Genomic DNA, 22,004 nt, shown 5'->3' on the forward strand with positions numbered 1-22,004 from the left:
CTCGGGACGAGCGCGTGGCGGCCGCGTGCGGCTCACCGCGGGGCTTTCAGGGCCTGGGAGAGCGCGGCGAGACCGACGTCCACGTCGGACTCGGGGATGTTGAGCGCCGGGCGCAGACGTACGGACCTGGGCCCGCACGGCAGCACCAGCACGCCGTGCTCCTCCCTGAGCCGCGTCACCAGGTCGTCGCGGGCCGCGCCGTCGGGCATGTCGAAGGCGAGCATGAGACCGCGGCCCCGGACGTTCGAGACGGTCTCGGGGTGCTCGGCCTCCAGCTTCGCCAGGCGTTCGAGGATGGCGGCGCCCAGCGTCCCCGCGCGCTCGATCAGGTTGTCCCGCTCGATGATCTCCAGCAGGCCGCGGCTGCGCACCATGTCGACGAGCCCGCCGCCCCAGGTGGAGTTGATACGGCCGCTCACCTGGAACACGTTGTCGGGCACCTCGTCCACCCTGCGGCCCGCCATGATGCCGCCGACCTGCACCTTCTTGGCGAAGGCCACGATGTCGGGCTCGAGGCCGAGCTGCTGGTAGGCCCACGGCGTGCCGGTGGTGCCGCCGCCGGTCTGCACCTCGTCCAGGACGAACAGCGCGTCGTACTCGTGGCACAGGTCCTGCATCGCGCGCAGGAACTCCGGCCGCATGTGGTTGTCCCCGCCTTCGCCCTGAATGGGCTCGGCGATGAAACACGCGATGTCGTGGGGGTGGCGCTCGAACGCCTCCCGGGCCTGCGCCAGCGCGCGCTGCTCGGCGGCCTCGACGTCGCCGAAGTGGATGGCGGGCACGTCGATGCGCGGCCAGTCGAACTTGGGGAAGCGGTCGGTCTTGCCGGGCTCGGTGTTGGTCAGGCTCAGCGTGTAGCCGCTGCGGCCGTGGAACGCCTTCGTCAGGTGCATGACCTTGGTGCCGAGATCGCGCGAACGCCCCGCGGCCTCGTTGCGGCGGCTCTTCCAGTCGAAGGCGGTCTTGAGCGCGTTCTCCACGGCGAGCGCGCCGCCCTCGACGAAGAACAGGTGCGGCAGGGCGGGGTCGCCCAGCACGCGGGTGAAGGTGTCGACGAAGTCGGCCAGGTGCTCGGTGTAGATGTCGGGGTTCGCCGGCTTGTTGCGCGCGACCTGGCCGAGGAGCTGCGCGAAGTCGGGGTCGAACGGGGGGTTCACGCCCAGGGGGGCCGAGGCGAAGAACGTGTAGAAGTCCAGATACCGGCGCCCGTCGCGGGCGTCTACCAGCCAGGAACCGCGGCTGAGCTCCAGGTCGAGCACGAGACGATAGCCGTCGACGAGCAGGTGGCGGGCAAGGCGGGTGTGTACGTCCATTGGCGCCTCCACAGCGGGTCTGACATTCCTCTTGGGGAACGCCGTCACGTAAACAAAATTTACGGCACTCGGGCGCCAGAAGTGAAGTTCTTCACGCGGAATGAGAGGGCGATCATGGCGATGCCGTACAGGATGGCGAAGAAGCCGATCAGCCACGCCAGGCTCAGCAGGCCCGCGCCCGGCTGCGCGAGCAGCAGCACGCCGAAGATCACCGACAGGGCGCCGCCGACGATGAGCAGCCACTCGTTGTCGATCTGCTTGCGCAGGTGAATGCCCGCCACGATCTCGGAGACCCCGGACACGATCGCCCAGACGCCGATGATGAACAGCAGCGCCAGCGAGGTGATACCGGGCCAGACCAGCGCGATGATGCCCGCCAGGATGCTGAGGATCCCGGAGATGATCAGCCACGCCCGTGACTGCGCGCCGTGGCGGAACCCGGCGAACAGCTCCGAGACGCCGCTCACGAGGGCGTACGCGCCGAAGAAGATGACGAGGACCAGCAGCGTGAGGCCCGGCCAGGCGAGCGCCAGGATCCCGAACACGACGGCCGCGAGCCCTCGCACCAGAATCAGCCACCACGACCGCGCGATATCCACCATGCTGGTCTGCTATCCGCGATATGCCCGCAAACAGACCAGTCCCCGGTCAAAACTCACTGACCCACCCACATCGCCCCCGAGGGCCCTTCCCCCCCGGCCTCCCAGGGTCACGCGCCCGCCGCGGCAGATCACCATAACCGCGTGGCCTCCGCTGCCTCGGCTTTCCCCAGGCCCCCAGGGGCGCCCGCCCGCCAGGGCCCCGCCGAGCGTCCGGCGGCCCGCAGGTTGCGCGGCGGCCCGCAGGTTGCGCGGCGGCCCGCAGGGTGCGCGGTTGCTGACGGTGTGGTGTGCGGGTGCTGGCGGGGCGCGCGGCTCGTCCTGATCCGGCTCGGTGGGCGGTGGGGTCTGGGGGTGCTGGCGGGGCGCGTGGGTGCTGGTGGGGTGTGGGGCTCGTCCTGTTCCGGCTCGGTGGGCGGTGGAGTCTGTGGCTGCCCTGTTCGGGTGGAGAGAGGGCGCATTGCCTGCCCCGGCGAGCGCTGGTGGGCGAGGCGCTCGGCTCGTTCCGTCTCGGCAGAGGCGAGGCACGCGAGTCACTGCCATCCGGCGGGCGCGTGTGTCCGTCCTGCTTCGGCGGCCTCCGGTGAGCGGCAGGCGCACGGGTCATCGCGTGCGTGTGGAGGCGGGGCGCCATGGCTTGTTCCGTTCCGGCCCTGGTGAGTGCCTGGCGGGCCGTAAGGCGCGTGGTTCGCCCGTTCTGCTAGGGGTGGCGCGTGTGTCCGGCGGTCCTCGGGCGCCGGCGGCCTCAGCGTCTTTCCCCGCCGCGGGACTTCGGCACGCTCCGGGCGGGACCACGTCTCCTGTGCGGCAAGCGACGTGTGCGGGCACGCGGCGCCTGAGCGGGGCGTCTGGTCGCTTACGTCCGCGGGCGGGGGTGTGATCGCCGCGCCTCTGGCGGTCCTGCAGCCGGGCGCCGTGCCGCGTTTCCGCGGCGAACCATCGGGCCCGCGCGCGCCCCTCCCGCATGGGGCGTGGTCGTCTGTTCCGGGCGTAAAGGGGCGCACACCCCGGATGCGTCTTTTCGGGGTGGTGGCCCCTGCTTCAGGGCGTGCCGGGGCGGCCGTCCTGGGCGTGGGGTCGTCTGAGCGGGCGGGGCCGGTCACTCTGAGGGCCTGGGGGCGCTTGTGGCGGTGGGTCGGTTGCTCTGGGCGGTGGGGCGCCTAAGTGGGCGGGTGGGTCGTTGGGCGTGGTTGCGGGGGCCGTTCCGGTGCCGTGCGGTCAGGGGGCGCGATAGCGGGGGCCTGGATGCCGGGGAGGGTTTTCGGGCAGGCGGCAACGGCCGTCCTGGGGCCCGGGGGCGTGACGCTCGTGGTCACGCCTGCCCGGGTCAGGGCGGGAAAGAGGTGCGGTCCGGCGTTACTTCTTGCGGGACAGCCACAGCCCGATGGCCGACACCCTCGAGTCGACACCGAGTTTGGCGTAGATGCGGTTGACGTGGTTCTTGACCGTTTTCTCGCTGAGGAACAGCCGCTGGGCGATCTCCCCGTTGGACTGCCCCGTCGCGATCAGGTCCATGACCTCGGCCTCGCGTTTGCTCAGGGACGTGAACACGCTTTCAAACGCTGCGTCGTCGACTCTCATCCGGCCTCCGAGGGCGCGCGCGGACGGTAGATCGCCGATAACCCCCGTGCTCACGGCGTTGGCAGTAGACAGCGAGCATAACCCGCATTGTCATGTTTTGGGGGTGTTGCCGGAAAAATCGGCCAGGCTCTTCATGTCCCGGGGCGAGACAGCGAAGGTGAGACGCGGATCACAGCGACCGGACCACCGTCCCGGGCCCCGAATCACCGGAGCGACATCCGTCCCGGGCCCCGGGACACCAGAGCGACAACCGTCCCGAGCCTCGAATCCGCCGGAACGAGGGGTGCGGAACCCGCGGCGGCGGGCGGCGGCGGGACGCGCGCGCTGGAGCCGAGCGCGCCGATCCCGAAGAGGGTGCCGGCTTCGTCGCCGAAAGGAGAAGGGCGAGGCCCGTACACGGAAAAGAAAAAGGGCGAGGCCCGGGACGCGGACCCGAGGCGCTGCCTCAGGTCGCGTGGCCGGAACCTCGCCCACTTGGGGTGAGTGAAGGGACTTGAACCCTCGACATCCAGGACCACAACCTGGCGCTCTGCCAACTGAGCTACACCCACCGCGGCCGCTCCGGAGAAGCGGCACAGGAAAAGTGTAGCGGTGTTCGGGAGTCTTTACGCCACTCCTTTAGCCCGTGACACGCTCGGCGAGTGCTCTGGCGGTCGCCGAGTCGGGTCCCGGCTGGCCGACGAAGACCGCCGCGCGGTAGTAGCGCAGCTCCCTGATGCTCTCCGTGATGTCCGCGAGAGCACGGTGTCCGCCCTGCTTTTCGGGTGCGGCGAAGTAGACCCGGGGGTACCACCGGCGCACCAGTTCCTTGATGGAGGAGACGTCCACCATCCGGTAGTGCAAATACGCATCCACCCCGGGCATGTCGCGGGCGATGAACGTACGGTCGGTGCCGATCGAGTTGCCGCACAGCGGAGCCTTCTTCGGCTCGGGGACGTGGCGCCGGATGTAGTCGAGCACCAGCGACTCCGCCTCGGACAACGTGACGCCGCCCGCCAGCTCGGGCAGCAGGCCCGAGGCGGTGTGCATCTCGCGCACGACCTCCGACATCTGCTCCAGTGACTCCGGCGGCGGCTTGATGACCACGTCGACGCCCTCGTCCAGTTGGTTCAGCTCGCTGTCGGTGATGACGCACGCCACCTCGACGAGCGCGTCGCGGCTCAGGTCGAGCCCGGTCATCTCGCAGTCGATCCAGACCAGCAAGTCACTCATTCGATCTCCTCGCCCAGCGGCTCGGAGCAATCCGCCCGCTTGTTACAAGCACCAGCCTAGTGCCACTCGTCACGCTGGCTTGAGCGAGTCGAGAACCTCGTCCACCACGTCGGTGCCGAGGTTGTCGGGCACGGAGATGTAGACGAGGGCCGGGCTCTCGTCCGCACCCCGGTCGATCAGCACGATCGCGCCGTTCTCCTTCTTCCACTTGTAGCCGTTGTCCTCGGCGACCTTGGTGAAGTCGAGCTGGAACTTCAGCACCCACGCCTGCTTGTCGCCGACCTTCATGGCCTTGTCGGCGACGACCTTGCTGTCGTGGGCGGGCGAGTAGTACTGGGTCGTGAAGTGGACGAAGACCGCCTTGGCGGTGTCGCTCATGCCGGAGACGCCGCTGTAGGGGTAGAGCTGGTTGAGCACGCCCGTGTAGACGTTGCCCACCCAGTCGTTACCGCCCTGGAAGTTCTCCTGGGAGGTCTTCTGCACCGCCGCGGAGAACTGCTGCTCCGCCGGGCTGCCGTTGTTGACCTGGTTCCACCGCGGCACCGTCCAGCCGTCGGGCACCTTGAACGAGACGCCGGCGCGGGCGTCGGTGATGCGCCCGTCGGACGGCTGCGGGAACTCGGCCGGCTCCGGCGGCTCCTGCGTGGGCGGCTCTTGGGTCGGCGGCTCCTCGGTCGGCCGCGAGTCGGTCGACGGCCGCGGTGTCGGCGCGGCGCTGTCCCTGGAGTCGCCGACATTGATGAGGAGGACGGCGGCGACCACGATCAGTGCGAGCACCACCACGGCGGCCAGCCCGCCGAAGATCCACGGCACCGGGTTGCGCTGCTTGGGCGGCGGCCCGTAGCCGGGGCCGGGCAGCGGCGCGTCGCCCCATGGCGGGGTGCCGGGCGGCTGCTGCTGTCCCGGCGCGCCGTAGGCGGACTGCCCGTACGTGGGCTGGCCGAAGCGCATCGTCGGGTTGGCCGGCGTCACCGCCCACCCGGGGCCCGCCGGGGGCTGTCCCTGTGCCGGAGGCTGCGCGGGCGACTGGGGGCCGGAGGGCTGCTGGGCCGGACCCGGCTCGTGGGCGTGCGTGGCGTCCGTCCATTGGGTGCCGTCCCACCAGCGAAGCTGCGGCTCTCCGTAGGGGTCCGGGTACCAGCCCGCGGGGGTGTGCGTGGTCATGCTCGTCAGATTAGTGAGATCAGCACTTGTACGTGAAGCTGGCCTTATCGCTGCGTACCGGGCCGGGGGTGAGGATGCGCAGCGTGGCCGTGGCCTTGACGTTGCTCTTGCCCTGCAGCGTCCAGCGCAGCGGCAGCTCGTACGAGGTCCTGTCGGACTCGGTGCGCAGCGTTCCCGTGACGACCTCCTCGTCCAGGTTCTTGCGCCACTCGTACGTGATCTCGCCCGGCGCCCCGTTGGTGATGACCGTGCCCGTGATGAGCACGGAGCTGTCGCAGCCCTGCGTCTTCTTCGGCGCCGTCACCTCCACGGACGTGACCGCCAGGTCGGGTACGTCACCCAGCCGAAGCCAGGCCAGCACCGCCCCCGACATGATGATCGCGAAGGTCACGCCGGCCGCCATCGTGCGCCACCGCCTGGCCCGCGCGGCCCGCCCCTGGCGCCGGGTGCGCATGGTGGAGGCATCCTCGCGGCCCGACCGCCAGATCCGCTCCACCGGCGTCTCAGGCTGCTGCGGCCGGGTGCCGACGCCGGACGCCCCACCGGAGCCTGTACCGGAGGCCCCATCGGAGACGGCGCCGGCACCGGGGCCGGAAGCCGCGCCGGCACTGAAGTTCGCGCCCGCACCGGAGTCCGCGCCCGCACCCACACCGGGACCGGCGCCCACGCCCACATCGGGCCCCGCGGCCTGGCCGCCGCTCCCGGGAACCTGCGCGGCCCCGATCCCGGGGCCGAAGCGGACGGGCGGCTGTGGCGACCGCCCGGGCACGTGCAGCAGCGTGACGATGTCGCCCTCGTCACGAGGTGCCGGCAGGGGCGGCCCCGCGTACGGCGCCGGCTGCGCGAACGCCGACCGCCCGCGCGCCGCCCGCGCCAGCCCGTCCCTGCTGATCCGCCCGCCGGGCAGCGTGCGCCGCTCGTTGACCAGCATGTCCCTGGCGGGTCCGATGCCCAGCGTGGTCGCGGTGGCGGCGGCGCGTTCGAACAGCCCGGCGGGTCCCGGCGCGCCGGGACCGAGGGAGGCCGCGAGCCCGCGGGCGAGCGACGCCCATCCGGCCGCGTCCCGCTCGGGCGGGGAGACGCGGGCGTGGATCGCGTCGGACAGCCCGCGCTCCGATAACAGGGACACGCCCTCGGAGGTGATCACCACCGTGCCGGGGTGCACGGATCCGTGCGTGACCCCGGCCGCGTGCAGCGCCTGCAGCGTCTGGGCGGTCTCGATCAGCAGGGACGCGGCCCCGTTCGGGTCGATGGGCCCGGCGGCGAGCAGGTCGGCCAGCGTGGGACTGACCGCCTGCGCGGTGAGCAGCCACACCTGCTCGCCCGCGGCCACCACGTCGGCCACCGGGATGAGCCCGTGCACCCCGGCCATCACGAGCCGCTGGTCGGTCATGACGGCCCGCACCACGCGGTCGCGCACCCCGGGCAGGCCGATGACCTTCGGGTCGAACAGCAGCGCGCCCGCCCTGCGGCCGTCCGGCGAAATGGCGTCGATCCAGTTGCCGAGCTCGGTCACCCACGTGTGCTCGGTGAACCGGAACCCGGCGATACCGTTCCCAGGGTTGTTCATCGCCGTTCGTGCCCCCCGGTGCCGTTCCGCGCATCCGTCCCGTCCTGCGGCCCTTCACCGCAAGTGTGACCGTTGACGCGCGTGCCGTCACGGGGGAAGGCCCGATCGGCGTCAACGCGGGGTGTGGTCCCCGGCCGACGTCTCGGCGGGCAGCGCCTCGGGGGACGTCCCGCCGGTCGGCGTCGGACGCTCGGTGGGCGGGGCGGGCGGCTTGAACGTCGGGACCGGCTGGGTCCGCGTGGGCGTGGGGTCGGGCCGGTCTTCCCTGGGCGGGTCGACGTCGCCGGTGATCTCCGGATCCGGCTCCTCGTCCTCCGTGTGGGTCACGGTGGGGCTGTGGACCGGCTGTCTGGTGTTGATCGGCCGCCGGTGCCGCGTCCTGGTCGGTGTCGCCGTCGGCGTCCTGACCGGCCGAACGGTGGGCCGCACCGGCCGCCTCGTCACCGTCGGGACGAGCGTCGGCGTCTGCGAGACCGTGGGGGACTCCTCTTCCACCACCGGCTCGTCCGTCTCCTCCGGCGGGTACGTCTCCTCCGGCACGGACTCCTCCGGCACGGACTCGACCGGGTCGGGCGTGCCCGGCTCGGCCGACGTCGGCGTGGCCTCGCTGGTCTGCGCCTGCAGCACGGCCTCGGGCTGGCTGCTGATCATGAAGACCACCGCGCTCACCAGCACGGCCAGCAGCGCGGCACCGGCGATCGCGAGCTTGGCGGGCAGCTTGCCGAGTAGGCGTTTTTGCGGCTTCTGCTGCTGGGGCCGCTGCTCGGGGTAGTGCGTGCGGGCGAACGAGACGGTCGACTCGACGTCCGGATCCTCCTGGGGCGCGGCGGCGTGGACCGGCGCATGGGCGTCGGCCAGCGCGGCCAGGCGGTGCCGCCCGCGCTCCTCCCAGTCGGGCCCGTACGAGACCGCCGCGATCTCCTCCAGCGCCGCGAGGTACGCCTGCGCCGACGGCGGCCGGTCGGCCGCGTGCTTGGCCAGGCCGCGCTCGACGAGCCCGCGCAGCGGCTGGGGCACCTGCTCGAGCGGCGGTGCGGTGCTCTGGTGCTGGCGGACCAGGGGAGCGATGTCCTGGGCCATGAAGGGCCGGTGCCCGGTCAGGCACTCGTAGAAGGCGACGGTCGCGGCGTACATGTCGGTCGCGGGCCCGGCCGGCGCGCCCGACCACAGCTCGGGCGCCATGTACGGCGGCGTCCCCGTGGCGTTCGCCTCCTCGCCGACCCTGACCGCGATGCCGAAGTCGACGAGCTTGCTCGTGCCGTCGCGCAGCACCATGACGTTCTCGGGCTTGAAGTCGCGGTGCACGACGCCGATCGAGTGCGCCGCCGCCAGGCCGCGCAGCGAGCTCTTGAGCACGGCCAGCGCCGCCTCGGGCCCGGTCGGGCCCTCGGTCCTGATCAGCTCGCGCAGCGAGACGCCGTCGATCAGCTCCATGACGATCGCCGCGCCCTGGCCGGTCTCGACGTAGTCGTACAGCCTGGCGTGGTACGCGCTCTGCACCGTCGAGAGCAGTCGCGCCTCATGCCGGAACCTGGCGACGAACGAGACGTCCGACCTCAGCTCGTCGCTGAGGTACTTGATCGCCACGTCGGCGCCGTCGTAATCGCGCTTGGCGAGGACCACCCGGCCGCCGGCGCCCGAGCCCAGCTCGCGCACCTCGGTGTATCCAGGGACCCCCCAAGGCCCATCGCCGTACATTCGCGGTCTCCTCTGGCGTCTCTGGGCCCCCACCTGCATCAACAGGTCCGTAGCTTAACCAGATGCGAGCACTGTTCCGCTACCGAAATCACGACATGTGACGAAAATTCATATGGATTGTGCTGCGGTTATCGCCGTGCGTGCCGCCGCGCACGCAGCGGGCGACGGCGCCGCGCGCCGCCGCCCGCATGCCCGTTCACCTGGGACGAGGCGCCTCGGATGCGGTCTGCGCCGCAGGGGTCCGCACCGCCTGAGACGGCTCCTTGGAGGGGGTCCGCGCGATCGGCGGATCTTCAGTCGGAGTCCCAGGTGAAGGGGAGCCCTGCGGATCGGGCTCGCCGTCCCGCGGGCAGGCCGGGGTGGTGCCCGTTCGGGTGGCGGCGCCGCCCGCCGCGGCCGGGTCGGTGAGAGCGGTGATCGACCACCTGGTGCCGCAGCGGATCTTGGCGGGGAACCGGAAGGACCGGCTGTAGGAGGTGCCGCCCGACAGGGTGACCGTCCGCGAGTCGCGGCCGCCCCCGGCGGCGAACCTGACCGTCAGCCGCACCGGCTGCGTGTTCGCCGTGGTTACCCTGACCTGCGCGAAGAGGCCGCCGTGCGCGCCCGCCTCCACGATCGACACCCGGCGCACCTGCGCGGGGCAGGGCACCGAGGTGCGCGCGGTGGCCGTCCTGCCGCCCGCGGTCACCCGTACCGACAGCGTGGAGCCGCACGGGCGCGAGCGCAGCGCGAGGGTGAAGGACCGGCTGTAGGAGGTGCGTCCTGACAACCGGGCGGTACGCGTGCCGGCCGGCTCGCCGTCCACCGCGAACGCGGCCTGCACCGGGATGGCCCCCGTGCCGCTCGCGGTGACCTTGACCCGGGCCGTGGCGGTGCGGGCCGGCGCGGCGGGCAGGCCGAGCGAGACGTCCAGCGCGGTCACCCGGGCCGGGCAGGGCGGCACGGACACCTTGGCCGTCCTCGGGCCGCCGAAGGCGGCGGGCGAGGTGGTGACGGCCAGCGAGACGGTCGTGCCGCACGGCCGCTCACCCATCCGCCAGGTCAGCGTGCGGGCGTAGAACCTGGCGCCGCCGAGGCGCACGCGCTCGGTCCGTCCGTCCTCGCCCGGCGCCGACCAGGCGGCGGTGGCGGTGACCGGGCCTTCGCCGCTCGTACGGAGGGTGAGCGTGCTGCGGGCCACCCCGTCGGAGCCCACCGTGATGCGGCCGAGCGTCAGGCCGAGCACGGAGGTGGCGGGCGTGGTCCTGTCGCCGCCGGGCGCCGGGGTGCCGGTGGGGGGCTCGGCGGGGCGCAGGGTGGCCGGGCCCGAGCCGGTGGCGCTCTCCTCGGGGCGCGGCGGCTGCGGCGCGGGGCTCTGCGGCCCGGCTTCCGGCGTCCTCTCCGGCTCCTCGCCGGACGGCTCGGGGCGGTCGGGCTCGGGCGCGGCGGACCGGGTGCCGGGCTCTGGCCGCCCAGTCTCGGGTGCTGTCTCGGGTGCTGTCTCGGGCCCGGTCTCCGGAGCCGTGGAGCGCGTGCCGGGCTCCGGCACGGTGATGAAGGAGCCGGACGGCCCGGGCTCGGCGGGCTCAGAGCTCGACGCGGCCTCAGGCGTCTCCCCGACCCCCGAGGGTACGGCGGGCGGCGCCGCGATCTCGCTCGGCGGTGCGGCCACCGCCGCCGCCTCCTCGACCGGCGACGGCCGGTTGATCAGCGCGACCACCGCCACGGCCGCCGCGGCGGTGACCGCCCCGCCCATCGCCAGCCTGCGCGCGTTCGCCCGCATGCCGCGGAAGACGGTCCTGGCCAGCGATGTCGTCACCTCGGCGTCGGGCGTCCTCGGCTTGGGCAGCAGCAGCGCGAGCAGGGCGACGAGCGCGGCCAGCCGCCGCCGGCCGCGCTCCTCCCAGTCCTCTCCGTACGCCGCCCGCGCCGTGGCCTCCAGCTCGGCCACGAACGCCAGCGCGCTCGCGGGCCGCCGGGCCGGGTCCTTGGCCAGGCCGCGGCTGATGAGCCCGCGCACCGGCTCGGGGGCGTCCTGGACCGGCACGGGGGCGTGCAGGTGCTGGTAGCCGAGGACGACCGGCTCGGTCGAGCGGTAGGGCCGGTGCCCGGTCAGGCACTCGAAGAAGACGGCGGTGGCGGCGTACACGTCGGTGGCGGGCGAGGAAGGCTCGCCCGCCCACAGCTCCGGCGCCATGTACGGCGGCGTCCCCTCGGGCCGGGACGCGCTGCCCTGCCGGACCGCGATGCCGAAGTCGACGAGCTTGCTGAGCCCGTCGTCGCGGACGATCACGTTCTCCGGCTTGTAGTCGCGGTGCACGAGCCCGACCGCGTGCGCCCTGGCCAGCCCGAGCAGCGAGCCCTTCAGCACGACGAGCGCGGCCTCGGGACCCGTGGCGCCGTTCTCGCGCAGCAGGGCGCGCAGGGAGACGCCGTTGACCAGCTCCATCACGATGGCGGCGCCGCGGGCGTCCTGGATGTACTCCAGCATCGTGGCGATGTGCGGGTCGCGCAGCGTGGTGAGCAGCCGCGCCTCGGCCTGGAACCTGGCCAGCGCGGCCGGATCGCGCAGCAGCTTGCCGGACAGGTATTTGATCGCGACTTCGACCCCGGTGGCGTCGTGCACCGCCAGCGCGACGCGCCCGCTCGCACCCGCCCCGAGCTGCCTGATCTCCGTGTAACCCGGAGCGCTCCACTCCATATGCCTCTCCCATCAGGAGCCGGCCCACCTGATGAGACGCGTGATCAAGGAGTCGGGTTTTCCAGGTGGTTCCGGAAATTCATGGAACTACTCCCGATGGAGGATGTGAACAGGCGTGGCGATACCTTCTGGGAGCATCGGATCCGGCTCGGGCTCGCCCCACGAGGTGACCAGCGGCAGCACCCCGGCCCACACCGGCAGCGCGTAGTCCTCCTCCTCGTCCTTCGGCCCGCCCCTGCGGATCTTCACCGACGCCTCGGCCAGCGGCAGCGCCAGCACGGCCGTCGCGGCCAGCTCCTTGCGCGAGGGGCGGCGGGCGTAGTCCCACTGGCCGGGGGCCAGCCGCTCCGACAGCACGCGCAGGCCCTCCATGCGCTCGTCATGGTCGGTCACCAGCCGCGCCCGCCCGTAGATGATCGCCGAGCGGTAGTTGACGGAGTGGTGGAAGATCGAGCGCGCCAGCACGATGCCGTCGAGGTGGGTGACGGTGACGCACACCTCGTTGCCGTCGGCCGCGCGCAGCGAGGTCGCACCGGTCGAGCCGTGCAGGTACAGGGTCTCACCGGCGCGCCCGTAGCCGGTGGGGATCACCATCGGATGCCCGTTCACGATCACGCCGAGGTGGCAGATCAGGCCGGTGTCGAGTACCTCGTACAGGTCGTTCCTGTCGGTGCTGCCGCGCTCCTTCGAACGTCCGAGCGTGGTGCGCGCTGTGGTGGAGAGCATGATTCGACCGTAACGACGAAGTGGACCTACGCTGTAGGGCCACTACCGACCCCTTTGCGAAGACCACTTTCATGCGCACGCCTGTTGACCTGCCACTCTCCCTCTGCCGCGAGTCGGCCGAGCCGCTCGCCGCCCAGCTCGCCGGGCGGCTGCGCCGCGCCATGCTGGACGGCGCGCTGGCCCCGGGGGAGCGGCTGCCGTCCACCCGGGCGCTGGCCGTGCAGCTCGGGGTGAGCAGGACGGTGGTGACGGAGGCGTACCAGCAGCTCTACGCCGAAGGCTGGCTGGAGGGCAGGCACGGCTCCGGCACCTTCGTGGCCGACCTCACCCTGGGCGGCGCGAGCGCGCGGCAGGAGCCGAAGCCGGAGCGCCCCCGGACCCCCGCCCCGCCGCGGCCGCCGGCCGGCGCGATCGACCTCAGAGCGGGCGAGCCCTGGGTGCGCGACTACGACCGCGCGGCGTGGAAGCGCGCCTGGCGCAGGGCCGCCGACCTGCCGCCCGGCGCGTCACCCGACCCGTACGGCCTGCCGCGCCTGCGCGAGCTGCTCGCCGAGCACCTCAGGCGGGCGAGGGGCGTGGTCGCCGGCCCCGAGAACGTCCTGGTCACCAGGGGCACCGGCAACGGGCTCGACCTGGTCGCCCGCGCCCTGCTCGGCCCCGGCGCCAAGGCGGGCGTGGAGGACCCCGGCTACCCGGCGGCGCGCACGATCTTCGCCTCCCGCGGCGCGGAGGTGGTGCCGTGCCGGGTGGACGAGGACGGCGTGATCGTCGACGGCCTGCCCGGCGACCTGCGTCTGCTCTACACCACACCGGCGCACCAGTACCCGCTCGGCGGCCGGCTGCCGATCCCGCGCCGTGAGCGGCTGCTCGCCTGGGCGCGCGGCACCGGCGCGACGATCGTGGAGGACGACTACGACGCCGAGTTCCGCTACGACGTGGCCCCGCTGCCCGCGCTCTACGGCCTCGACCCGGCCCGCGTGGTGCTGCTCGGCACGCTGTCGAAGACGCTCGCGCCCGACGTCGGCGTCGGCTGGCTGGTCGGCACGCCGGAGCTGCTCGCCGAGGTCGCCGCGCTGCGCGAGGCGGTGGCCGACCGCACCAGCGGCCCCGTGCAGCAGGCCGTGGCGACCCTGATCGAGCGCGGCGACCTCGACCGCCACCTGCGCAGGATGCGCCTGGAGTACGCGCGCCGCCGCGCCGCCGTGGTCGAGCTGCTCGGCCCGGTCTGCCGGCTGCGCGGCGACACGGCCGGCCTGCACGTCGTCGCCGAGCTGCCGCCCGGCCTGGTGCCCGAGGTGATCGCGCGGGCGGGGCGGCGAGGGCTGCTGCTCGACTCCACCGCCCGGCACCACCACGGCGAGCCGCGCGTGCACGGCCTGGTGATCGGGTACGGCTCGGCGTCGCTGGCCGACGTGCGGCGCGGTTGCCGCATCCTGGCCGGCCTGATCCGCGAAGGGCTCGGCGGCTGAGCGGGCCGGCTAGGCGGGCCGGCTGGGCGGGCCGGCTGGGCGGGCCGGTCGTGCGGATCGGTCGTGCGGATCGGTCGTGGGGGTCAGCCGTGCGGGCCGCGCGCGGGCGGCCGCAGCCGGCGCAGGACGGGCAGGGAACGGTGGGCGTACAGCGGGTCGACGGGCAGCACGTGGCGGGCCCACCAGCGCGCCGGTCCCGGGTCGGGCGAGGGATCGACGAAGCCGGGCGCGTAGTCGTCGTACGGCGGGTCGTACAGGTAGCCGGTCGGGACGCCGTGCCGCTCCAGCTCGGCGATCGCCGCGTCGCGCTCCTCCACCAGCAGCGGCACCCGGAACAGCGGCCTGGACAGGTCGTCGAGCACGGCGGGCGCGACCGTCGGCAGCTCGGCCAGGCGCCGCACGCCCGCCACCCGGCGCGCGCGCTCGCGGCGCACCTTCTCCAGCCGCCTGGCCTGGTACCAGCGCACGACGGGGCCGCGGCGCATCCGGTAGGCGTGCAGGTCGGCGCGGACCCACGGGTCGAAGGGCGGCAGCAGCGGCGCCTGCTCCAGCGCCTGCTTCAGCTCGTCCGCGGCCAGCGGGATGCGGTATCCCTCGCGCGGCTCCTCCATGCCGAGGCGGCGGGCGAGCCTGAGCGCGGGGCGGACGAGATCGAGCCTGAGCGCCGCCTGGCGGGCCATGGAGGTGGCCACGCTCATCAGGTCGGCGCGCAGGGAGCCGCGGGTGAGCAGCGCGTCGCGGGCGCGGGTGAGCGCCTGGAGGTCGGACTCGTGCTCGACGGCCAGCACGCCGCCCGAGCCCGCGCCCGGGTGCTTGGACAGGCTGAAGACCGCGGCCTGCCCGAACGTGCCGACCGGGCGGCCCCCGACGTCGGTCTCCATGGCGTGGGCGACGTCCTCGATGAGGACCTTTCCGGCGAAGGCGGGCGCGTCGTCGGGCAGGCCGTACAGGTTGGTCGTCAGTACGGCGTCGACCGAGGCGAGATCGGCGCGGGAGACGTCGATGTTGCCGTCACGGGGCGACAGCGGCGCGATCACCGGGCGCAGGCCTGCCGCGAGCACGAGAAACAGGATCTCGTCCGCCGATATGGGAGACATCAGCAGCCGCTGCCCGGGCGTGCACCAGTGGCGCAACGCGAGGTAGAGCCCCAGCCGGTTGGAGGGAAGCGACAGACAGTAACGGTCTGTGCGCTCTGCGATGCGTTTCACCCTTGTAGGACAGTACGTAGTCTCCCGTAGGTTTTCAACGCTTTGTCGGCGGTTTTGAGCAGGATCGGGTTGGCCAGCACGGTCGCCCGGGTCTTGCGCACCGGCACCCGCATCAGCCAGTGGACGCCCGCCGCCACACCGGCCCTGGCCACCCGGCCCTCGGCCACCTCGAGCTCGCCGTTCTTGAGCTTCTCCTTGTACTCCTTCTGGCCCCGGCCCATGTCGATGATCTGGATGCCGGCGGCGGCGGCGCGCTCGGCCATCGCCAGGTGGTGGATCAGGCCGGGGGAGAACTTCGCGAACGCCGGGTCGTAGGCGGGGAACCAGCCGGCCAGCGTCGTGCGCGTGCGCACCCCGAAGTGGCCGGCCATCGGCCGGTCGTCGACGTAGACCATATCGAGCACCCCGGCGAAGCTCTCGGTCTGCGTGGCCAGCAGCCGCTCGACCAGCTCCACGATCCACTTGTGCGCGAACCTGTCGGTGCGCCCGGTACGCCGGTACTGGTCGGTCTTCCAGCCGAGCAGCGTGCGCAGCGGCGCCAGGTCGGTGGTGGCGTACTCGTGGCGCAGCGGCCCGACCTCGCGCTGCAGCTTGCGCGACTTGGCCAGCGTGGACTTGTACGTCTTGCCGGAGTTCTTCCGCAGCGTCTCGGTGTACGGCTCCCACCCGTCACGCAGATCGATGATCGGCGAGGGATGCCGCTCGGCCCGCGCGTTGACCAGCGGCTGGCTGGAGACCAGGTGGTCGAACTCGTAGACGGAAAGACCGCACTCCCTGATCAGGCGCAGCGGATCGATCTCGGCGCCCTTGGCGTACACGAGACCCTGGGCGTCGGTCAGGCCCGCCGCCACCGGCTTGCCGATGCCGAGCGGATGTCGCTCGAACGGGAAGAAGCCCACGATCTCCTGGCCGTCGTAGATGACGGCGACACGGACGACATCCCGAAGCTCACCCACAGTGAGCGTGAATTCGGGGGAGAGGAACGGGTTGTCGAAGGCGGCGTCCGCTGCCTGCAGCGCACGCCAGCGGTTCACTTCCGGCTGACCCAGTTCACGAGGCAGAGCAAGGGTGACGCGCATGGGCTCCTACTGTCGGACATGCACTCGCTATCCAGCTTGTGGCCAGGGGTGTACACCCAGAGTAAAGGATCTCGCCCCCCGGGCATCATCGCAGGTCCGGAACGTTACAAGATTCCCAGCTAGCGCTCAGGACCGAATGACGTTCTAATGTGGGGTCATGACCGAATCTGGGAGCGTGCCCGGCATCGACCACCCCCGTCTGGTCGCCTGGATGGGCCGACACGTGCCCGACGCCGGCGAGCCCGGCGCCGTCTCGCTGATCTCGGGCGGGAGGTCCAACCTCACCTACCTGGTCGAGACCGAAGGCCGCCGGCTGGTGCTGCGCAGGCCGCCGCTCGGTCACGTGCTTCCGACCGCCCACGACATGCGCCGCGAATGGCGGGTCATCTCGGCGCTCGCGCCGACGCCCGTCCCGGTGCCCGAGCCGGTCGCGTTCTGCGCCGACGAGGACGTCATCGGCGCGCCGTTCTACCTCATGGGGTACGTCGAGGGCGCCGCCGTGCGCACCCGCGAGGAGCTCGGCGACCTGCCGCCCGAGCGCGCGCGGCGGCTGTCGGAGCGGCTGGCCGAGGTGCTCGCCGCCATCCACGCCGTGGACTACCGCGAGGTGGGGCTCGGCGACTTCGGCCGGCCCGATGGCTATCTCGCCAGGCAGCTCGACCGCTGGTGCCAGCAGTGGGAGCGCTCGAAGACCGCCGACCTGCCCGCCTACGACCGCCTGGTCGAGCGGCTGCGCGAACGGCTGCCCGCCGGCGCCCCCGGCACGCTCGTGCACGGCGACTACCGGCTGGACAACACCCTGCTGCGGCTCGACGACCTGCGCATCGCGGCGGTCGTCGACTGGGAGATGTCCACGCTCGGCGACCCGCTGGCCGACCTGGGGCTCACGCTCACGTACTGGTACGACAGGGACGACGAGGAGCGGGCGAGCATCCCGGTGGCCGGCGACGTGACGGCCGCGCCCGGCTTCCTGAGCGCGGCGGAGTTCGCCGCGCACTACGCCAAGGTGTCCGGGCGCGAGATCTCCGACCTCGGCTTCTACGTGGCGTTCGGCAACTTCAAGCTCGCGGTGATCGTGGAGGGTATCCACGCCCGGTTCCGCCAGGGTAAGACCGTGGGTGAGGGATTCGACCGCATCGGTGCGGCCGTGCCCACCCTGATCGCCCGGGCACACCGCATGCTCGACCAGCACTGACCGCCTCGAAGTCCGGCAAGGAGCGTCATGAGCACTGTTGCACTGATCACCGGAGCGGCGAGCGGCATCGGCGCCGCGGTCGCGCGGCGCCTGGCGTCGGGCGGCGTCCGATGCGTCCTCGTCGACGTCGACGCCGAGGGCGTGGAGCGCGTGGCCAAGGAGGTGGACGGCGCCTGGCTGGCCGCCGACGTCAGCCAGGAGGAGGCCTCGCGCGAGGCCGTCGCGCTGGCCGAGCGCCGCTACGGCCGGCTCGACCTCGTGCACCTCAACGCCGGCATCACCGGCCGGGTGGACTTCACGGACTTCGACGCCGCGCGCTACCGCAAGGTGGTCGGGGTCAACGTGGACGGCGTGGCCTTCGGCGTGGCGGCCAGCGTGCCGCTGCTCCAGCGCTCCGGCGGCGGCGCCATCGTGGCCACCGCCTCGCTCGCCGGGCTCGTCGGCTACTCCGCCGACCCCGTCTACACGATGACCAAGCACGCCGTGGTGGGCCTGGTGCGGGCGCTGGCCGAGCCGCTGTCGGCACAGAACATCCGCATCGCCGCCGTCTGCCCCGGCTTCACCGACACACCGCTCGTGGCCGAGGCCCGCAAGGTCTTCGCCGACGCCGGCTTCCCGCTGCTCACGGCCGACGACGTGGCCGCCGCCGTCGAGAGCGCCTTCTACACCGACACCCCGGGCACACTGCTCGTCGTGCAGCCGGGCCGGCAGCCCGTGCCGTACCGGTACGCGGGCGTGCCCGGCCCCGCGAGCGGCCAGCGGCCGCCGAATGTCGGATGATGACCTGATCCAGGCGGTTCGGCGCACTACTTTGAGAGGGCCGGGTATCCCTACCCGGCCCTTCTCAGTGTTCAGACCTTGTAGGTTCAGGATTCTCCCGCTTTACGACCTTGCGAGGATGAGGAGCGTTCAGTGATTCCGACCGACGGCCGGCACGCGCGCAGACGATCGCCGTGGCCGCTCGCGCTCGGGGCGGGCGCGCTCGCGGTGGTGCTGGTGGCAGGCATCATGATCTACGCCTCCATCCGCACCAAGGCCCGCGGCGAGTTCAGCGGCGGCGAGCTCGCCACCGCCATGCCCACCCAGCCGGCTCCCACGCTCGAGCCGCCGCCCGAGCTCGACAACTGGCCGCGCTGGGGCGTCACCCACACCCAGTTCAGCGCGGACAACGAGCCCGAGCACGTCGCCGACGAGGCCAGGGGCATGCTCGGCCGGGTCCCGATGCTGCAGAACCAGCACATCATGGGCTGGGGCGTGGGCAACCCCGAGCCCAGCCCCGGGCAGTTCAACTTCCGCGACCTCGACCGGCGGCTGACGTTCATGGCGTCCTCGCGAGCGATCCCGGTCATCACGCTCTGCTGCGCCCCCGACTGGATGAAGGGCGGGCAGGCCGGGCGTACCGACTGGAGCAAGAACCACACGGTCGCGCCCAAGAAGGAGCACTTCGACGACTTCGCCAAGCTGGCCGCGCGGGTGGCCGAGCAGTACCCGACGGTCAAGCACTACATGGTGTGGAACGAGTTCAAGGGCTTCTGGAACGCCGACACCAACCGCTGGGACGCCGAGGGCTACACCGAGATGTACAACAAGGTCTACGACGCCCTGAAGAAGGTGGACCCGGAGATCAAGGTCGGCGGCCCCTACATGCCGATCGACTCCAGGGCCGCGGGCGGCGCGTCGGAGCTGAGCGGTCCCTGGGGCACCGTCGACCAGCGGGCGCTCGACGCCGTCGAATACTGGATCGAGCACAAGAAGGGCGCCGACTTCATCGTGGTGGACGGCGCCAGCATGACCACCGACCAGGGCAACGTCCCCGACGACTTCACCGCGCTCGGCAAGTTCAGCGCGATCACCGACTGGCTGCGGAAGAAGAGCGGCGACCTGCCCGTGTGGTGGGCCGAGTGGTACGTCGAGCCGGAGAACTCCGGCTGGAGCGAGGACAAGCGCACGGCCGTGCAGGCGGCCGCCCTGATGGAGTTCGTCAAGAGCGGCGTCACCAGCGCCCTGTACTGGAACCCGCAGCAGGAGGGCGAGGGCGAGTGCCCCGGCTGCCTGTGGCAGCCCAAGGCCGGCGGCGAGATGCCGATGGCGGGGCTGCTCAGCGGCTTCACCCGGTGGTTCCCCGCGGGGGTGCAGGCCGAGCAGATCAGCACCTCCGACCCGAAGGTCCGGGCGATCGGCCAGCAGCAGCAGCTCGTCATGGTCAACACCAGCGACCAGGACGTCACGGCCACCGTGGACGGGCGGCAGGTCACGCTCCGGCCGTACGAGATCAAGTGGTCGGGACGCGGCGGCGCCTGATCGCTCACCTTCCGCTCCTGCGGGATCCCCTGACCCCGGCGAGCGCGCAGCACGCCACCAGCGCCGCCCCGAACACCGGCAGCCAGGCCGACCGGGCCGCCACCCACGCCGCCGAGTCAGGGGCGGTGTGCAGGCCCGGCAGGATGCCGCCGGTCAGCAGGCCGAGGGCGGTCACGGCGATCATCGCGGTCTGGTGCCAGAGGAAGATCGTGATCGCGTGGACGTTCACCACCGCCACCGCGGCCCAGGCCAGAGGGCGGCGCAGGGCCCGGCGCAGGGGATCGGCCAGCAGGCGCGCCGCCCCGCACTGCGCCAGGCCGAAGGTGACGGCGGCCAGCGTGGGCGGGTCGAGGTTCGACACCGCCGCGCCCGGCACGCCCACCATCGAGGCCGGGTAACCGGCCCACAGCACCAGCGCGGCCGTGGCGGCGGCGCCGCCCAGCAGCAGCGCCCACCCCGTACGCCGGCTCGGCAGGCCGCCCGCCCACGAGGCTCCGAGGCAGTACGGCACCAGCCACCCCGCCACCACGTTCACCCAGCCGAGCCAGCCGGGACCGCCGAGCCAGAAGCGCGCCAGATCGGTCAGCGCCACCGCGGCCACCGGCCACGCGGGGCCGATCCGCGCCGCCACCGGGGTCAGCGCCGTCAGCGCCCCGAAGACCAGCAGGAACCACAGCGGCGACCACACCAGCGCGGCCAGCGCGCGCACGGTGTCCACGGCCACCCCGCGCGCCAGCATGGTCACCGCGATCACCGACCACACGGCGACCACGGCCGCCACCGGCGCGAACAGCCGGGCCAGCCGCCTGCGCTGCCACGTCCCGAATCCCTGATCGGCGCGCGCCGGCGCACGGGCCGCCACCAGCCCGCCCACCAGGAAGAACACCGCCAGCGTCTGGAACAGCCAGGACGCCGGGGTGAGCACCGGCAGCTCGCGCAGCGGGCTGGCCACGCGCAGGGTGCCGCTGTCGGCGACCAGCGCCGTCACCAGCCAGTGGCCGAGCACCACACCGGCGATGGCAAGCGCCCGCAGCCCGTCGATGGCGCGGTCACGGCCGGCGGGGGTGGCCCGCTCGACCCGCTCGATCAGCGCACGCATCGCCGCAGCCCCGCCTCTCGCCGGTCTCGTCCCGGAAGGCACGGCCGAAGTGCCCTTCGCCGGTCTCGTGCCGGAACGCGTCGCTCCCGGCCCGTGGACGTGCTCACGCATCGCCGGAGACGATCCGGGCGATGGTGCGCAGCGCCGGGGCGCCGGGCCGCAGGTAGTCGCTGTGGCCGCCGTCCCCGGCGGGGAAGACGCGCGTGCCCGCCTCGGGAGCGACCGGGTCCAGGCCCAGGCCCAGCGTGACGAACGGCAGGCCCACCTGCACGTGCGGCACCAGAGAGATCCAGTCGCCCGAGGTCCTCGCCGCCCACACCCTGGCCCGGGTGCGCAGCGGGGCGGCGGTTCCGGTGCCGGGTGCGCCGTACAGGACGATGTCCGTCACGCCCGGCAGAAGGGGCGCGGCCCGGCCGCAGACGACGGCGCCGTACGAGTGGCACAGCAGCGTCACCTCGGCCGGCTGCAGCTCCTCCAGCAGCGCCCGCAGCGCCGGGACGGCGGCGTCGGCCCGGCCGGGGGTCAGCAGCGCGGCGTCGTACGTCGTGGGCGTCGGGTAGCCGAGCCAGGCCACCACCGCCGCCCGCCCGCCCAGCTCCGCCTGCAGGGCCAGCGCGCCGGACAGCAGCTTGTCGTAGCGTTCGATGCTCGTGTCCGAGCCGGGCACCAGCACCGCGACACGCTCGGCCGTGGCGAGGTCGCCGAAGACCTCCGCCGACCTGCCGCCGTCACGGCCGTCGAAGAACAGGAAGCGGCGCGCCGGGTCCGCCATCGCCCGCAGCGCCTCGGCACGGCGCCGGTGGCCGTGCCCGGCCGCCATCCGCTCCGCCGCTGCGATGTCCTGCCGGACGGCGGCGTAGCGGGCCTCTGACAGCCCCGGAGGCGGCTTGTGAGGCACGGGGGCGGGGATCTCCCTGCCCGACAGGGGAGCCGCCACGACAGCCGCCATGGAGGCGGCCACGATCACGTTCAGCAGGCCGCGACGTGAGGGAAGGCGTAAAGGTGGACGACGCATGCCTGCGACGCTACGGAGCGGCCCCCGTCATCGTCGTCACGCCGGGGAGGGGACCGGCCGCGTACCCCTCAGGTACTACGCCGATCACCCTCCCC

The 22,004-nt window shown here is 72.8% G+C and carries 17 protein-coding genes and 1 tRNA gene; 4 read left to right on the plus strand and 14 right to left on the minus strand.

Annotation, left to right across the window (positions count from 1 at the left end; all coding sequences use genetic code 11):
* Window positions 1-32: 32 nt before the first annotated feature.
* The 10 genes from lat to ACGFIM_RS33575 form a co-directional block, all read right to left on the minus strand.
* On the minus strand, window positions 33-1,313 hold the full coding sequence (gene lat / locus ACGFIM_RS33530) for an L-lysine 6-transaminase (RefSeq protein WP_393208790.1): 1,281 nt from the start codon (window positions 1,311-1,313) through the stop codon (window positions 33-35).
* A 59-nt stretch (window positions 1,314-1,372) separates the two neighbouring features.
* Window positions 1,373-1,915, minus strand: coding sequence for an HdeD family acid-resistance protein (locus tag ACGFIM_RS33535; RefSeq protein ID WP_393208793.1), 543 nt, complete (start codon window positions 1,913-1,915; stop codon window positions 1,373-1,375).
* Window positions 1,916-3,268: 1,353 nt separating this feature from the next.
* Window positions 3,269-3,463 (minus strand): LuxR C-terminal-related transcriptional regulator, encoded by a 195-nt coding sequence (locus tag ACGFIM_RS33540; protein WP_378784907.1) that lies wholly within the window; start codon window positions 3,461-3,463, stop codon window positions 3,269-3,271.
* Window positions 3,464-3,968: 505 nt separating this feature from the next.
* Window positions 3,969-4,044: transfer RNA gene (locus ACGFIM_RS33545), tRNA-His, on the minus strand.
* Window positions 4,045-4,111: 67 nt separating this feature from the next.
* Window positions 4,112-4,705, minus strand: a complete 594-nt coding sequence (orn, locus tag ACGFIM_RS33550; RefSeq protein ID WP_393208796.1) for an oligoribonuclease — start codon at window positions 4,703-4,705, stop codon at window positions 4,112-4,114.
* A 69-nt stretch (window positions 4,706-4,774) separates the two neighbouring features.
* Entirely contained in the window at window positions 4,775-5,869 is a 1,095-nt protein-coding gene (locus tag ACGFIM_RS33555; protein ID WP_393208799.1) for a DUF2510 domain-containing protein, read from the minus strand.
* Window positions 5,870-5,888: 19 nt separating this feature from the next.
* A complete protein-coding gene (locus ACGFIM_RS33560; RefSeq protein WP_393208802.1) occupies window positions 5,889-7,439 on the minus strand; it encodes a hypothetical protein in 1,551 nt (516 codons plus the stop codon).
* A 111-nt stretch (window positions 7,440-7,550) separates the two neighbouring features.
* On the minus strand, window positions 7,551-9,137 hold the full coding sequence (locus ACGFIM_RS33565; RefSeq protein WP_393208805.1) for a protein kinase: 1,587 nt from the start codon (window positions 9,135-9,137) through the stop codon (window positions 7,551-7,553).
* A gap of 196 nt (window positions 9,138-9,333) precedes the next feature.
* The gene (locus tag ACGFIM_RS33570) at window positions 9,334-11,817 is read right to left on the minus strand and encodes a protein kinase (RefSeq protein WP_393208808.1); all 2,484 of its coding nucleotides are present in this window, start codon (window positions 11,815-11,817) and stop codon (window positions 9,334-9,336) included.
* A gap of 87 nt (window positions 11,818-11,904) precedes the next feature.
* Window positions 11,905-12,543, minus strand: a complete 639-nt coding sequence (locus ACGFIM_RS33575) for a pyridoxamine 5'-phosphate oxidase family protein (protein WP_393208810.1) — start codon at window positions 12,541-12,543, stop codon at window positions 11,905-11,907.
* A gap of 71 nt (window positions 12,544-12,614) precedes the next feature.
* Here ACGFIM_RS33575 and ACGFIM_RS33580 point away from each other — a divergent pair, with 71 nt between their 5' ends.
* On the plus strand, window positions 12,615-14,012 hold the full coding sequence (locus ACGFIM_RS33580) for a PLP-dependent aminotransferase family protein (protein ID WP_393208813.1): 1,398 nt from the start codon (window positions 12,615-12,617) through the stop codon (window positions 14,010-14,012).
* An 83-nt stretch (window positions 14,013-14,095) separates the two neighbouring features.
* On the opposite strand, the gene ACGFIM_RS33585 is transcribed toward ACGFIM_RS33580, so the two are convergent.
* Window positions 14,096-15,220, minus strand: coding sequence for a DegT/DnrJ/EryC1/StrS family aminotransferase (locus ACGFIM_RS33585; protein ID WP_393208816.1), 1,125 nt, complete (start codon window positions 15,218-15,220; stop codon window positions 14,096-14,098).
* Entirely contained in the window at window positions 15,217-16,254 is a 1,038-nt protein-coding gene (locus tag ACGFIM_RS33590) for a GNAT family N-acetyltransferase (protein WP_393208819.1), read from the minus strand. The genes ACGFIM_RS33585 and ACGFIM_RS33590 overlap by 4 nt, the downstream gene beginning before the upstream one ends.
* A gap of 202 nt (window positions 16,255-16,456) precedes the next feature.
* Here ACGFIM_RS33590 and ACGFIM_RS33595 point away from each other — a divergent pair, with 202 nt between their 5' ends.
* The 3 genes from ACGFIM_RS33595 to ACGFIM_RS33605 all read left to right on the plus strand — a co-directional run bounded on the left by ACGFIM_RS33595 (window position 16,457) and on the right by ACGFIM_RS33605 (window position 19,795).
* Window positions 16,457-17,494 carry a phosphotransferase family protein gene (locus tag ACGFIM_RS33595; protein WP_393208822.1) on the plus strand — a complete coding sequence of 346 codons (1,038 nt, stop codon included), beginning with the start codon at window positions 16,457-16,459 and terminating at the stop codon, window positions 17,492-17,494.
* Window positions 17,495-17,521: 27 nt separating this feature from the next.
* Window positions 17,522-18,274, plus strand: a complete 753-nt coding sequence (locus ACGFIM_RS33600) for an SDR family oxidoreductase (protein ID WP_393208825.1) — start codon at window positions 17,522-17,524, stop codon at window positions 18,272-18,274.
* A 132-nt stretch (window positions 18,275-18,406) separates the two neighbouring features.
* Window positions 18,407-19,795: a xylan 1,4-beta-xylosidase gene (locus tag ACGFIM_RS33605; protein ID WP_393208828.1), complete on the plus strand. Its 1,389-nt coding sequence runs from the start codon at window positions 18,407-18,409 to the stop codon at window positions 19,793-19,795.
* Window positions 19,796-19,799: 4 nt separating this feature from the next.
* Here ACGFIM_RS33605 and ACGFIM_RS33610 read toward each other — a convergent pair whose 3' ends face one another.
* Together ACGFIM_RS33610 and ACGFIM_RS33615 are read right to left on the minus strand one after the other, a co-directional pair.
* Window positions 19,800-20,894, minus strand: a complete 1,095-nt coding sequence (locus ACGFIM_RS33610) for an acyltransferase (protein WP_393208831.1) — start codon at window positions 20,892-20,894, stop codon at window positions 19,800-19,802.
* A gap of 103 nt (window positions 20,895-20,997) precedes the next feature.
* Window positions 20,998-21,909 carry an alpha/beta hydrolase gene (locus ACGFIM_RS33615; protein ID WP_393208833.1) on the minus strand — a complete coding sequence of 304 codons (912 nt, stop codon included), beginning with the start codon at window positions 21,907-21,909 and terminating at the stop codon, window positions 20,998-21,000.
* Window positions 21,910-22,004: the final 95 nt, after the last annotated feature.

The sequence above is a fragment of the Nonomuraea sp. NPDC049309 genome (assembly GCF_043196965.1).
Lineage (GTDB): Bacteria > Actinomycetota > Actinomycetes > Streptosporangiales > Streptosporangiaceae > Nonomuraea > Nonomuraea fastidiosa.